Here is a 14358-nt window from a genome sequence, read left to right as displayed (position 1 = left end):
TACGAGTAGTGTACACGGTTTTTAATAAAGGTTGCATCACATCAATTAGCTATATAAACTTCTGGACGTCTAAACAAAACAATTGAATTACCTTAAAGGTCACTTATGTCGTCACAAATTCCCGCGCAACCTGCTAGCGCTAAGGCATTATTGCCGCTTGCCTTGTTCCTCGCGCTATTTTTAGGAACTGGTATTTACTTTCAGTCGGAAGGTGTTGAGTACGCGTTTTATCAGTTACCGAGCCCGGTAGCCATCTTACCCGCGATTGCTTTGGGTATTCTGCTGAGTAAACAAGCATTTGAAGAACGCATTGCGACATTCGTAGCCGGTGTCGGCGACAGTAACATTGTCACCATGTGTATGATCTACCTGCTGGCGGGTGCATTCTCGACTGTTGCCGAGGCGACAGGCGGTGTTGATGCCATGGTCGCACTGGGGTTAGGTATTATTCCCGCCTCATTTTTGTTGCCCGGTCTGTTCATCATCGCAGGCGTAATCTCGACCGCCATGGGTACCTCAATGGGGACGCTTGCCGCGCTTGCACCGGTCGCACTCGGTATCGGCGAGGCAACCGACATAAGCTTACCGTTATTAGCTGGCGTGTTGGTCAGCGGCGCGATGTTTGGTGATAACCTTTCTATTATTTCCGACACCACCATTGCCGCTACGCGCACCCAAGGGTGCAGTATGCGAGACAAGTTTAAGGCAAACTTAAAAATTGCGATTCCTGCCGCTGTCATCACTCTGATTTGGTTAATCAGCTATGACACGAGTAATGCGCCACTGAATATCCCTGAAGCCAATCTTTGGCTGTGTATTCCTTACTTTGCCATTATCGTACTCGCTGTCATGGGACTGAATGTATTTGCGGTACTGGGTTTAGGCATTGTGCTCGCGGCGGCGTTTGGCATGGTTGCAGTGGATTACGAGTGGGTTAAGTTCAGCCAAGATATTTATGATGGTTTCTCGTCGATGCAGGAAATCTTCTTGCTTTCGTTACTGATTGGTGGCTTATCAGGCCTCATTCGCCAACAAGGTGGCTTAGCGTTTCTCGCTAAAGCTGTTGAAGCGGTGACGAGCCGTATTAGCAAGCATAAGCAGCGGTCTTCTGCCTTTGGGGTTGCGGGTCTTACGTCATTAACGAACTTGTGCGTTGCCAATAACACGGTAAGCATTCTTTTAGCAGGCGAGGTCAGTTCACGTTTAGCTAAAAAAGGTAACCTTGCCGCGCGCCAAAGCGCCAGCTTATTGGATATCTTCGCATGTGTTGTTCAAGGTGCGTTGCCGTATGGCGCACAGGCATTATTGATGGGCGCGAGCTTTGGTATCTCGCCTTTATCGGTCAGCATCCATACCGGTTACTGTTTTATTCTGGGAGCCGTTGCCTTGGCGATTATTATCTGGCGTAGACCACTTGAGGATCGCGTGCCAGAACAAACAGAAGCGGTCACTTAGACCGCTTCTATCGAGAACTAATTGGTGCTAGGCAGCTCGAGAATACCATCAATCTCAATCTGCGCACCTTTAGGCAATTGTTTAACACCAATCGCTGCGCGCGCGGGGTATGGCTTGCTAAAGTGGCGAGCCATGACTTCATTAACAATGGCAAATTCGCCCAAATCCGTTAAGTAGATTTGTACTTTCACCATATCTTGAAGCTCACCGCCAGCAGCCTCACACACAGCCGCTAGGTTTTTAAACACTTGCTCAGCTTGCTGCTCAAAGTCTTCTGACACCAGTTCCATTGTTTCTGGGTCAAGTGGGATTTGGCCGGAAAGATAAACAGTGGTGCCAATTTTTACCGCTTGCGAATAGGTGCCAATGGCCGCAGGCGCTTTATCTGTTGCAATAATTACCTTAGACATTTTACTTCCTTAAGCGCGTCACGCGCTGTACATCAGGCATCTTACGGATATGACGAATCACATCAGCGAGATGCTTTCTATTTTTAATGGTCAGTGCCACATCAATAAAATAAATGTTGGCATCGATTTCTTCAGTTTTGAGACCGTCGATATTACACCCTGTGGTCGCAATAGCTGAAGTCAGCTTCGCTAATGCGCCTTGGTGGTTAATAATCTCGATTCTAATCTCCGAAATAAATTCAGCTTCTGGGTTGTTGTCCCACTCGACAGGGAAATAACGACCCGGCTCATCTTCGTGACCTCGTACGTTCTTACATTCACGGCGATGAATGACCAAACCTTTACCTGGACTCACATGCGCAATAATGTCATCACCTGGAATCGGGCGACAGCACTTGGCAAAACTTACTAGCAGCCCTTCAGCACCTTTAATGGATAGGCTCTTACGACTTAAGCTCTCATCTTTTAACGGCTGCAGTTCACCCATTAAGCGCTTAGCGACCGCCAAGGACATTAGGTTGCCCAGACCAATCTGCTTTAATAGCTCGGCACGAGTTTCGAGTTTGAGTTCGGCTATGACCCGCTCAAATTCCGCATTAGGGATTTCATCATAGCTCAACGAGCCCAATGCCGAGCGCAATAGACGTTCACCTAAATGCTCTGCTTCTGACGCTTGCTGACCTTTCAAAAACTGCCGGATCTTAGCGCGTGCTTTACCTGTGACCACAAAGTTCAGCCAAGCAATATTAGGACGTGAGCCAGGTACGGTTTTAATTTCAACGGTTTGCCCTGTCTCTAACGGTTTACTGAGCGAATATGTACGATGATTAACACGCGCACCAACACAGGTATTACCCACATCAGTATGCACCGCATAAGCAAAGTCGACGGCGGTGGCACCTTGCGGTAACTCCACAATGCGTCCGTCCGGAGTAAACACGTAAATCTCATCCGGAAATAAGTCTGACTTCACATTTTCGATGAATTCAAACGAGCTTCCAGCACTTTGCTGCAGCTCCAATAAACTTTGCATCCACTTACGCGCACGCACTTGCGCGGTCGTACCCGAATCATCATTATTCTTGTATAACCAATGCGCTGCAACACCGCGATCCGCCATCAAATCCATCTCTTCTGTACGAATCTGAATCTCAACCGGTACACCGTGTGGCCCCTTTAAAGACGTGTGCAATGACTGGTAACCGTTCGACTTAGGGATAGCGATATAATCTTTAAATCGAGTTTCAATCGGCTTATACAAGTTATGCAGCGCCCCAAGTACCCGATAACAAGTATCAACGGAGTCAACAATCACACGAAAGGCGTAAATATCCATGACTTGATTAAAGCGCAGCTCTTTGTTCAACATCTTGCGATAAATACTGTGCAGATGCTTCTCACGACCCATCACGCGCGCGCTGATTTGATTACCCTCAAGTCGCGCATGGATCTCTTGTTGAACACGGTCCATAAACTCACGGCGATTACCGCGCGCTTTTTTAACCTCAGATTCGAGTAACTGAGCACGCCAAGGAAACAAAGCCCAAAACCCAAGTCGCTCCAACTCATTTTTTACATCATGGATACCCAAACGATGAGCCAATGGCGCATATATCTCTAACGTCTCGCGAGCAATTCGACGCCGTTTGTCGGGACGTAAATGCTGGATAGTGCGCATGTTGTGTGTACGATCGGCCAGTTTGATAAGAATGACGCGGATATCCTGCGTCATCGCCATAATCATTTTGCGATAGTTTTCAGCTTGCGCTTCTTCTTTTGAGTTAAACTGCAATTTATCCAGTTTCGAGACGCCTTCGACCAACGAAGCCACCGTGGACCCAAACATTTCGGCCAGGTCTTCCTCTTTGATCTCAGTATCTTCGATCACATCGTGTAGCAATGCCGCCATCAAAGTTTCGTGATCAAGACGCATATCCGCAAGTAAACTGGCAACAGCAACAGGGTGCGTTATATAGGGCTCACCGCTACTGCGCTTTTGGCTACTGTGGGCATCCTTGGCCACTTTAAAGGCGTGTTCAACACGATCCACTTGATCGCTTGGCAAGTACTCACTTATTTGATTCTTCAGGCCTTCAAATAAATACACCGAATGACTCCATTTGTGGGCGACTAGGTAACGTGTTTACTGCGTTAAAATACCGACGCTTTCTGACAGCATAAGAGCAAAAGACAAAAAAGCCAACGGAATACACCGTTGGCTTTTAGTATGAGTGCGAGCTCATGCAACTTAAAGGGTCACCCCTTTAGCTGTTAATAAATTTATTCAACGCGACGCAGCGCATCAACTGCGCGCATTTCTTCTGCGTCTGCTTCTTGCTGCGCCACACGCTCCTCGGCGTCTAAGCGATCAGCATCAATTTTACCCTGCTCGATCTCGCGTAAAGCGATAACCGTGGGCTTCTCGTTTTTAGTTTCAACCAATGGATCTTTGCCTTGGACTGACAGCTGACGCGCTCGGCGTGCAGCAAGCAAGATCAAATCAAAACGGTTACCTACGCGGTCAACAGCGTCTTCTACAGTTACGCGAGCCATGCTCTACTCTCCATCCAACCTGAGTGAAATTTTTTGAAAGGCTAATAATTATACGGAAATAAGCGCAATTAGCCAAGTAATTCGTTAATCACCGCTTTATGGCGTTCTTGTTGTACCGCTATGGCATTTCGTTGCGCTAAAACAATGTGTTCGAGCTGTGCGAGCGAATCGTCAAAATTATCATTCACCAGCAAGTAATCAAACTCATGATAATGCGACATTTCCGCTTGGGCTTTCGCCATTCGCTTACTAATCACTTCATCACTGTCTTGTCCGCGGCGTCTGAGCCGCTGTTCTAATGTCGCCAAACAAGGGGGCATAATAAAAATCGAACAGGTATCTGGGTGGTGTTCACGCACTTGCTGCGCACCTTGCCAGTCAATATCAAGGAAGATATCGATCCCGGCAGCTAAGCCTTCTTCGATCACTTTTTTAGATGTGCCGTAATAATTATCGAAAACTTTTGCCCACTCGTAAAACTCGCCTTTCTCGATCCGCTCTTCAAACCCTTCGACCGACAGGAAGTGGTAATGAACACCGTCATGCTCACCTGGGCGTGGTGCACGGGTGGTACAAGAAACAGAAACCTGCATCGAGCCGTCATTATATTTGTTCAACAATGCGCCAATAAGGCTCGATTTGCCTGCCCCACTCGGAGCCGCAATGATAAATAAATTGCCAGTGTGATTTGCCATAGAAAACACGGTACCTTGCTTTATATGGGTAGCAAGAATAACACGCGCGACGGGTTTTGGAAAAAGTTAACATTCACTCTTTGTGGGTAAATCAGTATCATGACCTTTTTAGGCAATGCCAAGGACGCTATGAGCATCACCCAGCAGGGCAACACACGAGTATGGTTTGCAACACTACTACTGATATTACTCGGGCTTAACTTACGCCCACTGCTTACCTCAATAGGTCCGCTTACCCAAGCGCTTCAAGAGGCTTCTGGGATGCCTTACAGTAGCTTCTCCCTGCTCACCACGATCCCTATCATGATGATAGGCATTCTGGCGCTATTTGCTGGACGCATGACGCGCGCTCTCGGCTATCGACGAGGTATTGCCGTCGGCTTGCTGGTATTGATTGGCGGCTTGGCGATCAGAGCGTGGCCTGCGTCAACAGTAACACTCCTGACAAGTGCCGTAGTGGGTGGCTTTGGTATTGCGTTACTGCACATCATCATTCCCGAACTGACCAAGCAACAATTTCGACATCGATTAGGTGCGATGACCGGACTATGGTCAGCTGCACTGATGGGTGGAGCCGCGCTCGGTGCCGTCTTAACCCCTTGGCTTGATGCACAATTTAGCTCGCATTCAATCGCACTCGCCAGCTGGTCGGTGCTTGCCGTCATGACACTGAGTCTCTGGCTGCTTCCCGCCAACCGAGTGCCTCATGCTGATATTCCACCCCGTCATGAGCTGCTTAAAGCGTTCAAATTTCGTCGCAGTTGGTTACTCGGAGCCTACTTTGCATTGGTCAACGCAGGGTACGCAGGGTTTATCGCTTGGATAGCGCCCTTTTATGGTGAGTTTGGTTGGACAACACAACAGGCAGGTAATTTACTCGCATTGTTCTCATTAGTGCAAGTGATGGGCGCACTGATTCTACCCACACTGTCTCGTAGCATGGATAGGCGACCCTGGTTAGCGCTCGCGGTCGTGACACAAATGGCCGGCTTTGCCGGCTTATGCTGGTTACCCGAACAAGCACCTTGGCTATGGTCAGCACTATGCGGCTTTGGCTTAGGTGGCGCATTCCCATTGTGTATTGTAATGGCACTGGATCACATTGATGATCCGGTACAATCGGGCAGGCTTGTTTCGTTTATGCAAGGTATCGGTTTCATCTTTGCCAGCATTATGCCGCTTGTTACCGGCGCTTTTAGAGACTTAAGTGGTGAGTATCAGTTTGGATGGGCTTTTCATATTGTGGTAGGCGTCGCCATTTTGCTAATGACGACGCGCTTTAGTCCGGCAAAATACCGTTCCGCTTTCTCAGTTAAGCGGTAAGATGCGAGCCAAAGCATCTTCGACTAATTGATCAAGCGTTGTCTTATCCAGACCGCGATGAGCATATGTCGTAACCCCTACGAGCGTTGCTTGGAATAACAACGCCAAGCGTTCAGGATCAGCTGAAGCGTTCAACTGACCACGCTCTTTAGCTAGCAAAAATGCTTCTTTAAACAGGTTCTCGAACCGATCGATATAATTAATCGCAGTCGACGCATCTGCGTCATCCAGCGTGTGCAACTCAAGCAAGCTTTTCACGATCATGCAAGCCATGCTTGGCTTGTCCTGACCACATTCGCCCACCATAGTAATCATGACTTGGCGGAAGCCGTCCATTACGTCGGAGCCTTCAAACAATAGTTCAGTGTACTGGTCGATGAGCCGCTCTCCGTAAGTTCTTAAAGCCTCGTTAAACAAAGCTTCTTTGTTTCCAAAAGCTGCATAAATTGAACCTGGACGCATATCCAACGCATATTCAATATCCTTCATTGATGTTGCGTGGTATCCCTGTTTCCAAAACAAAAGCATGGCATTGTTGAGTGCAATATCCCTATCAAATTGTGGTGTTCTAGCCATTTTCCTTCCCTAAGAATGATTTCATTTGCCATTAAACTGTAATCACCAATTGTGAGCTTTTTCCATAAAGACACAGTAGGCTATATATAATCGAACAAGAATTATAGAGAACAGGAGCATTTTATGTCCAACGCCAAAGGAAATTGGCGCAATGCCATTTTGGTTCCCGTCTTCCTCCCTGCTGTGATTGTAATAGCCTTGTTGGTAATAGGCACTTTAAGCGCACCGGAGCTAGCTGGCAACCTTTTTAGTGCAACTCTAGCCGGAATCACCGAGCACTTCGGTTGGTTCTACATGCTGGCTGTCGCATTATTCTTGATTTTTATTGTCGGAGTTGCTTTGTCCCGCTGGGGGCGGATTAAGTTAGGTCCCGACCACTGTGAACCCGAGTACAGTTTTACATCGTGGTTTGCCATGTTGTTTTCTGCCGGTTACGGCATCGCATTACTGTTTTTCGGCGTCGCCGAACCGGTATTGCACTTTGCCGAACCGCCCGTTGGAGCAGCTGAAACGGTCGATGCCGCTAAGCAAGCCATGCAAATTGCATACTTCCACTGGGGCTTCCACATTTGGGCCATTTACGGGCTTGTCGGTCTAGTACTCGCGTACTTCTCATTCCGACACGGCTTACCGCTATCGATGCGTTCAACCTTGTATCCACTTATCGGTGATCGGATCCACGGGCCTGCAGGCCATACCATCGATACCTTTGCTATCCTGAGTACGTTGTTTGGTATCGCAACCACTCTGGGGCTCTCAGTCATCCAAATTAACACGGGATTAAACTACCTGTGGGAAGACATTCCAGTGGATACCACCGTGCAAGTCATCGCCATTGCCGTGATTACTTTAGCAGCGATTGCTTCGGTCGTTGCCGGCATGGACAAAGGGATTAAACGACTGTCACTGCTCAATATGACGCTGGTGATGTTTCTACTCATCTTTGTATTTGCAGTGGGTCCGACAGTACATATCCTTGAAACTTACTTGCAGAACACAGGCGCCTACCTAAGTGGCATCGTCGAACGTACCTTTAATCTGCAAGCGTACACTCGCAGTGACTGGATAGGTAACTGGACACTCTTTATCTTTGGCTGGACCATCGCTTGGGCGCCGTTCGTCGGTCTGTTTATTGCCAAGATTAGCCGTGGCCGCACGATTCGCCAATTTGTACTGGGTGTTATGTTGGTACCAACTTTCTTTACCTTCTTCTGGTTTGCGGTATTTGGTGATACCGCTCTGAATATGATCATGAACGAAGGCTATACCTCGCTGATAGCTGAAGTACAAAATAATCAGGCGATTGCGCTATTCAAACTGTTCGAAAACTTACCACTCACCAATGTGCTGAGTTTCGCAACAGTGCTTCTGATTATTACATTCTTCGTTACCTCGTCGGATTCCGGTTCCTTGGTCGTCGATTCGTTAGCCTCAGGCGGCGTGGGTGAAACACCGGTATGGCAGCGTGTTTTTTGGGCGTCAATCGAGGGGCTTATCGCCGCAGTCTTGCTGGTTGCAGGCGGACTCAATGCGCTGCAAACCGCAGCAATTACAAGCGCCTTACCGTTCTCAATCATTATTTTGATTGCCGCGGTCGGTATGTGGCGCGCGTTAGTTATCGAGGGCCACCAGTACTCAAGCCTTAAAAGCCACCGTCAGTCGCACCGTCGTGGCGTCAATGAAGGTCCTGACTATTGGAAGAAGCGCCTGCGCGGACTCGTCAAATTCCCGCAGCAAAATGAAGTTAAGGAATTTATCTACGGACGCGCGAGTGAGGCGCTAGAGAAAGTGAAATCTGAGCTGCAATCTCAAGACTGGCCCGCGCAATTTACCAAAGACGAAGAGCATGACCGTATTATGCTGACCGTGGAACGTGAGGGTGACCTCGACTTTGCCTACGAGATTCGCTTACGAGAGTACTCGATGCCTCAGTTCGTATTGCGCCCGAGTCATGTCAACGAGTCGTACTATCGTGCTGAGTTATTCTTACGTCAAGGTGGTCAATCTTACGACCTTTATGGCTACGAAATGACCGACATCATCAACGATGTCATTAATCAGTTCGAGAATTACTTGCACTTCAGACACCACAGCCCCGGCGTCTTGCCGTGGGAGATGGAAAAGCACGACGAAGATTTACAAGACATCGAAACCAATAAGTAAACAATTCAAGCCCCCAGTCATGGGGGCTTTTTTTATCTGATATACTGGTTTTTTGTTTGGCGTTCAGATAACCATCATGAAGATTTTGCACACCTCAGATTGGCACCTTGGCCGTTTGTTTCACCAACAGTCGCTGCTTGAACAGCAACAGACATTACTCCAACAGCTGGTCGATGTTATTGACGAACACGCCGTTGATGCGGTCATTATCGCAGGTGACATCTATGATCGCTCAGTGCCCCCTTCGGCCGCTGTGAAAGCATTCAGTGATTTTGTTGACCAAGTGGCTGTTCAGCGTCAACGACCCATCGTAGCGATCTCAGGCAATCACGATGGCGCTGAGCGTCTTGGGTTCGCGACGAACCTTCTCAAACAAGCGAAGCTACACTTAATCACCGACTTACCAGAGTGCACCGAGCCCGTCGTGCTGCGTGATTCAGAAACCGAGGTGAATGTTTGGTGTGTGCCTTTCCACGATCCTTTGCAGGTAAATCATTGGCTCAATAGTGAATGTAAAGATTTTAATACAGCTCATCAATTAATTGTTGACCGTATTAACGCCGAGCGTAACGGAGCACGCCGCAATATCATCGTAAGCCACTGTTATTTAGATGGCGCGTCTGAGTCAGAATCAGAGCGGCCACTATCTATTGGCGGCGCGGATCGGGTGGATTGGCAGATGTTTGCAGATTTCGACTATGCCGCGCTCGGTCATCTGCATCAACCACAGTACAAAGGTTTGGAGCATATTCGTTACAGTGGTTCGTTAATGAAATATAGCTTTTCTGAGGCAAATCAACGGAAGTCAGTGACACTTCTGGATATCGATAACACCGGTTTGAAGCATATTACCCAAATAGCACTCAAACCTGATCAGGATATGCGCGTTATTAAAGGTCAGTTAACCGAGCTGATTGAACAGGCTAAAAACGATCCCCACTGCAGTGATTTTATTCAGGCGATACTGACGGACAAGCAAGCCATACTCCATCCCATGGCAAAATTACGAGCCTATTACCCCAATCTGATGCAGCTTCGTAAAGAGCAGTTGGAGCAAAACAACGCGGCACCGGGTGCACACGCTCAGGAGCACCTTAAAAAAGCGGACAGCGAACTTATCCAAGACTTCTTTTCGGAAGTACATGGCGAACCGCTCACTGACGACCAAAAAACAGCCATTGCGCAGGTTATTCAACGGATTGAACAAGAGGAGTCAGAATCGTGAAACCACTCGTGCTCAACATGCAGGCGTTTGGTCCTTTTCCTACGCAACAGTCAATTAACTTCACGTTATTAGGCGAACACCCCTTGTTCTTGATTAATGGCGCAACGGGCGCAGGCAAAACAACGCTGCTCGATGCGATAAGTTTTGCCCTATACGGCGAAACCACCGGACAAGACCGCGCAGGTAAGCAAATGCGCTGTGATCACGCGGCGGATGACTGTGCTACTGAGGTTGAGTTTGTTTTTGCCATTGGCTCTAAAATCTATCGTGTTTCGCGTCAACCGACACAACATGTGCTCGGACAACGAGGACATACAACTGTAGAACGTCGTACCACCGCCTCGCTTTACCAGTTACGCAGTGAGTGGCAAAACGCGCAAGCGTTGGATGCGATGGATTGGCAGCCCATCGAGACGCGTAAAGTGACTGAGGTCAACAAGTTCATAGAAACACTCATTGGCTTGCGAGCTGAGCAATTTCGTCAGGTCGTCGTATTGCCGCAAGGTAAGTTCCGCGAACTACTCAACGCCGATGCCAACGAACGTGAAAATATCCTCTCACAACTCTTTCAAACACAACGGTTTAAGCGTTACGAGGAATTGTTCAAGCAACAGGCGAGTGAACTGAAGAAAGCATTTGAGCAACTGGAGCAACAAAAAGCGCATATCCTCGAAGGTACCGAATCTGAAAGTCTCGAACAGCTTGAACAACATATGAGTGAACTTAAGCCGCAGTTAGATACTAAACGTCAGCGCTTACAACAACTCGCGCAACAGATTCACGACACCGATTATCAGCTAAAGCAACAGCTTACGCGCGACGCTAAACTGAGCGAGCTCGACAACGCCAAAAAACAACAAAGCGCGCTCTCTGAACAGCAGGCAGAGATCGACCGCAAACAGCAACAGATTAAAGACGCTCAAGCGGCCATACGCTTGGTACCGGCGTTTAATCAATGGCAACAAACCGAGAAGCAGTTGCAACTCAGCCAGCAAAAGCAGCATCAGCTTGCCGAGACTAAACAGCAGCAAGCGACAGCGCTTAAAGCACTTGAGGCTAAGCTCGATACAGCGCGCGCCAATCTGGAGCAAAACAAACACCTCAGAACCACGCTTCAGAAACTCGAGGACTTATTACCCACGGTTGAGCAGCTTGAACAGCTATCAAAGCAAACCAAACAAGAGAAAGCTTCAGTTGAGCAACAAGAAAAAGAGGGCAAACAACTCAGAGCCACCTATGATAAAACGCAGTCGGACATTCAAGCACTCCTTACTGAGCAACGTCAGGTCCAAACGCGAATAGATGAGCTACCAGAGTTAGAGAGCCGCTCGCTAGCCCTTGCAGAACAACGTAAACAACTCACCAAAAAGCAGCAGTTAGAGCAACAGGCGATTGCATTACAAGGTGACCAAGCGCGGCTGCAACGCTCACTCGAGACAAAACTACAACACAAGCAGCACGCCTACAATCAAGCGACTGAGCTTGAGCAGCGCTGGCTCGCTAGCCAAGCGCCTTTACTTGCAAGCCAACTTCAACCCGCACAACCCTGTCCAGTATGCGGTAGTACGGAGCACCCGAGTCCCGCTCAGCCCGACACTGAAACACTGGTTGAGCAACACGAACTTGAGCGCGCACGCGACAGTTACCGCCATGCCGAGCAGGCGTTTTATAATGAGCAAACCTCATTAGCGAAAACTAACGAGCAACACCGCCAATTAACCGAACAATTAGCTGAACTCAACCCTCTCTCGCAACAAGCAATTGAACAGCAAGAGGCTCGCCTCAACGATGACAGAAATCTGCGCAATACCCTCTTAAGCCGTCGCGACGCGTTCCAACAGCAACTTGAGCGCGCTGACCAACAGCGTGAACAGCTTGAGCAGCAGCTCGAACACTGTCGTACACAATACTCCGAACTAAAGGCTAAGCACGCCAGTACGCAAACTGAATTAGAACATCTGCAAGCTCGCTGGCAGCAAAGCGATATCCAAGTTGATGAGGTAAAACCTCGAATAGAACAACTGAAACACCAGTTAACGCACTTTGAAACCCAGCTCGAACAGGCACAAAAAGCTGCACAAAAGCAGTCGGAGCAGTTCTATGCGACACAGACTCAGTTAGACTCTGAGATTGAAGAAGGCGAGCGCCTCGCCAACAGCTTAAAGCAAGCGCATGAGGACTGGGCGCGACAGCTTGCAGCGAGTAATTTTGAGACAGTTGACGACTTTAAGTCGGCACAGATCGCTGAAGCAGACCTCGAACGCCTAAACCAAGTGGTCACAGAATATAACCAACGGTCTATTGAACTGCGCTCAACGATCACCGAGCTGAAACGACAGGTCGATGACATCTCGCCAGCCAATACCGAGCAGTTGACGCTTACACTTGAAAAGATACGTAAAGAGCATGAGTCAGAACAGACCCTGTTTAACCAACAGCAAAGTGTGTTGTTTAACAGCGAAAAATCCGCGCAACGCCTGCAGCAGCTCGCTATACAGAACCAGGAGCTTGAGGCGAAATACGCCAATATTGGTACACTGGCTCACCTCGCCACAGGGCAAAATCCCCAACGTTTAAGTTTGCACCGTTTTATATTAAGTGTTCTACTAGATGATATACTAATTGTTGCATCGCAACATCTAGGTAAGATGACGCACCATCGCTATCAGTTGGTACGCGAAAATGAAGTCAGCGACGCGCGCTCAGCAAGTGGATTGAACCTCGCGGTTACTGATGCTTACACGGGAATTCAACGTTCAACCAAGACACTATCCGGCGGCGAGAGCTTTCAAGCTGCGCTCGCATTAGCGCTCGGCTTATCAGAAGTGGTTCAGCAATACTCGGGTGGTATTAAGTTAGATATGCTATTTGTTGATGAGGGCTTCGGCAGCCTAGACGAACAAGCGCTTGATGCGGCCATTGATGTCCTTGCAAACCTGCGTGCCAGTGGTCGGAGTGTTGGAATCATCTCCCATGTGCGAGAATTAAAAGAGCGCATTGATACGCGCATTGATGTTCATAAGGGTCAACACGGTAGTCACATCACTACGAGGGTAAATAACTAATATGGATGGTGTCATGCATTCACCAACAACGCTTCCAGCAATGCCAGGCATGCTCGCACGCTCGTTACTCACGCTTTTGCGTAACGACGAAAGCGAAGCCGACGCTGAAAAGATAGAGCACGAATATAGTCTAGAAGCCCTCTCTGAGAAACGTATTGCCGCCTACAAAAACATGTTTGGTGGCTTTGTCAGTGACATACCCTTGTCGTTGTTTTATTGCCTTGCGCAACGTACTCATCTTGCACAGATGTTGGATAAACGCTTTCCTTGGCCTGCTCCAGGATTGGTTCACTTAAACAACCGCCTCGAGCAACTAGAGCGCATTCAACCCGATCAACCGTTTTATATTAAAGCATCTGTGAGTGTTCCCGCGCGCGGTCCCCAAGTGTCTCCGCGTCGATTACGACCCAAGTTTGAAGTGAGTTTTTATCAAGATAACAAGGAAGTCGTGCGCTGTGTCAGCACATATCAAGTGATGAAAGCCCAAGGTAACGAAGCGCCACGAGCGAAGAAACCAGAGTCTAAAATTGAAAAGCCAAACTGGACATATTTACATCACTGGCAGCTCGGCTCGGGTTTAGGCCGACGCTACGCACGTGTGTCGGGTGATTTTAACCCCATCCACCTTCATCCCTATACATCGCGTTGGTTTGGCTTTAACAAACCCATTATTCACGGCATGTACATGATGGCACGCGCGCAGGCCGATATTGAGCGAATCGAGGGGCAAAGCGCTAACTATATCGACGTCACCTTTAAGCGTCCGGTGATTTTACCCGCGCGCATACGGCTATGGCGTAATACAGAATCGCCAGAAGGCTATGAAGTGCGAAACAACGACAATACTCAAGTACAACTCGAAGGGAAAATCCGTTTCCCTTCGTAGTTGTTGG

General features: G+C 48.4%; 11 protein-coding genes. 6 read left to right on the top strand and 5 right to left on the bottom strand.

What is annotated here, in order from left to right; all coding sequences use genetic code 11:
* Window positions 1–105: 105 nt before the first annotated feature.
* Window positions 106–1455 carry a Na+/H+ antiporter NhaC family protein gene (locus tag DFP83_RS07710; RefSeq protein ID WP_110574509.1) on the top strand — a complete coding sequence of 450 codons (1350 nt, stop codon included), beginning with the start codon at window positions 106–108 and terminating at the stop codon, window positions 1453–1455.
* Between the two features lie 17 nt (window positions 1456–1472).
* On the opposite strand, the gene DFP83_RS07705 is transcribed toward DFP83_RS07710, so the two are convergent.
* The 4 genes from DFP83_RS07705 to gmk all read right to left on the bottom strand — a co-directional run bounded on the left by DFP83_RS07705 (window position 1473) and on the right by gmk (window position 5113).
* Entirely contained in the window at window positions 1473–1865 is a 393-nt protein-coding gene (locus DFP83_RS07705) for a RidA family protein (RefSeq protein WP_110574506.1), read from the bottom strand.
* A 1-nt stretch (window position 1866) separates the two neighbouring features.
* Window positions 1867–3972 carry a bifunctional GTP diphosphokinase/guanosine-3',5'-bis pyrophosphate 3'-pyrophosphohydrolase gene (spoT, locus tag DFP83_RS07700; protein WP_110574504.1) on the bottom strand — a complete coding sequence of 702 codons (2106 nt, stop codon included), beginning with the start codon at window positions 3970–3972 and terminating at the stop codon, window positions 1867–1869.
* A 173-nt stretch (window positions 3973–4145) separates the two neighbouring features.
* Entirely contained in the window at window positions 4146–4418 is a 273-nt protein-coding gene (rpoZ, locus tag DFP83_RS07695; RefSeq protein WP_110574502.1) for a DNA-directed RNA polymerase subunit omega, read from the bottom strand.
* A 68-nt stretch (window positions 4419–4486) separates the two neighbouring features.
* The gene (gmk, locus tag DFP83_RS07690; RefSeq protein WP_110574500.1) at window positions 4487–5113 is read right to left on the bottom strand and encodes a guanylate kinase; all 627 of its coding nucleotides are present in this window, start codon (window positions 5111–5113) and stop codon (window positions 4487–4489) included.
* A 99-nt stretch (window positions 5114–5212) separates the two neighbouring features.
* On the opposite strand from gmk, the gene DFP83_RS07685 reads away from it, so the two are divergent.
* On the top strand, window positions 5213–6436 hold the full coding sequence (locus tag DFP83_RS07685) for a cyanate transporter (RefSeq protein WP_241971587.1): 1224 nt from the start codon (window positions 5213–5215) through the stop codon (window positions 6434–6436).
* Here DFP83_RS07685 and DFP83_RS07680 read toward each other — a convergent pair.
* Window positions 6422–7012, bottom strand: coding sequence for a TetR/AcrR family transcriptional regulator (locus DFP83_RS07680; protein ID WP_110574498.1), 591 nt, complete (start codon window positions 7010–7012; stop codon window positions 6422–6424). The genes DFP83_RS07685 and DFP83_RS07680 overlap by 15 nt on opposite strands.
* Before the next feature lie 123 nt (window positions 7013–7135).
* Between DFP83_RS07680 and DFP83_RS07675 the strand changes: the two genes are divergently transcribed.
* The 4 genes from DFP83_RS07675 (at window position 7136) to DFP83_RS07660 (ending at window position 14351) form a co-directional block, all read left to right on the top strand.
* Complete coding sequence (locus DFP83_RS07675) at window positions 7136–9175, top strand: BCCT family transporter (protein ID WP_110574496.1); 2040 nt, start codon at window positions 7136–7138, stop codon at window positions 9173–9175.
* A 76-nt stretch (window positions 9176–9251) separates the two neighbouring features.
* Window positions 9252–10400: an exonuclease SbcCD subunit D gene (locus tag DFP83_RS07670; protein ID WP_110574494.1), complete on the top strand. Its 1149-nt coding sequence runs from the start codon at window positions 9252–9254 to the stop codon at window positions 10398–10400.
* Window positions 10397–13465 (top strand): AAA family ATPase, encoded by a 3069-nt coding sequence (locus tag DFP83_RS07665; RefSeq protein ID WP_110574492.1) that lies wholly within the window; start codon window positions 10397–10399, stop codon window positions 13463–13465. Before DFP83_RS07670 ends, DFP83_RS07665 begins: the two co-directional genes overlap by 4 nt.
* A gap of 13 nt (window positions 13466–13478) precedes the next feature.
* Window positions 13479–14351, top strand: coding sequence for a MaoC/PaaZ C-terminal domain-containing protein (locus tag DFP83_RS07660; RefSeq protein ID WP_241971586.1), 873 nt, complete (start codon window positions 13479–13481; stop codon window positions 14349–14351).
* The last annotated feature ends 7 nt before the right edge of the window (window positions 14352–14358 follow it).

Source organism: Idiomarina fontislapidosi (assembly GCF_003226255.1).
Taxonomy (GTDB): domain Bacteria; phylum Pseudomonadota; class Gammaproteobacteria; order Enterobacterales; family Alteromonadaceae; genus Idiomarina; species Idiomarina fontislapidosi.
The sequence above is the reverse complement of the archived record's forward strand: the minus strand, read 5'-3'. Positions and strand labels throughout refer to the sequence as shown.

What these genes read in the sequence shown, in the direction of transcription:
- DFP83_RS07710 (WP_110574509.1), top strand. Translation starts at nt 106, where the DNA reads ATGTCGTCACAAATTCCCGCGCAACCTGCTAGCGCTAAGGCATTATTG.
- DFP83_RS07705 (WP_110574506.1), bottom strand. Translation starts at nt 1,865, where the DNA reads ATGTCTAAGGTAATTATTGCAACAGATAAAGCGCCTGCGGCCATTGGC.
- DFP83_RS07675 (WP_110574496.1), top strand. Translation starts at nt 7,136, where the DNA reads ATGTCCAACGCCAAAGGAAATTGGCGCAATGCCATTTTGGTTCCCGTC.
- DFP83_RS07660 (WP_241971586.1), top strand. Translation starts at nt 13,479, where the DNA reads ATGCATTCACCAACAACGCTTCCAGCAATGCCAGGCATGCTCGCACGC.
- DFP83_RS07670 (WP_110574494.1), top strand. Translation starts at nt 9,252, where the DNA reads ATGAAGATTTTGCACACCTCAGATTGGCACCTTGGCCGTTTGTTTCAC.
- DFP83_RS07685 (WP_241971587.1), top strand. Translation starts at nt 5,213, where the DNA reads ATGACCTTTTTAGGCAATGCCAAGGACGCTATGAGCATCACCCAGCAG.
- rpoZ (WP_110574502.1), bottom strand. Translation starts at nt 4,418, where the DNA reads ATGGCTCGCGTAACTGTAGAAGACGCTGTTGACCGCGTAGGTAACCGT.
- gmk (WP_110574500.1), bottom strand. Translation starts at nt 5,113, where the DNA reads ATGGCAAATCACACTGGCAATTTATTTATCATTGCGGCTCCGAGTGGG.
- DFP83_RS07680 (WP_110574498.1), bottom strand. Translation starts at nt 7,012, where the DNA reads ATGGCTAGAACACCACAATTTGATAGGGATATTGCACTCAACAATGCC.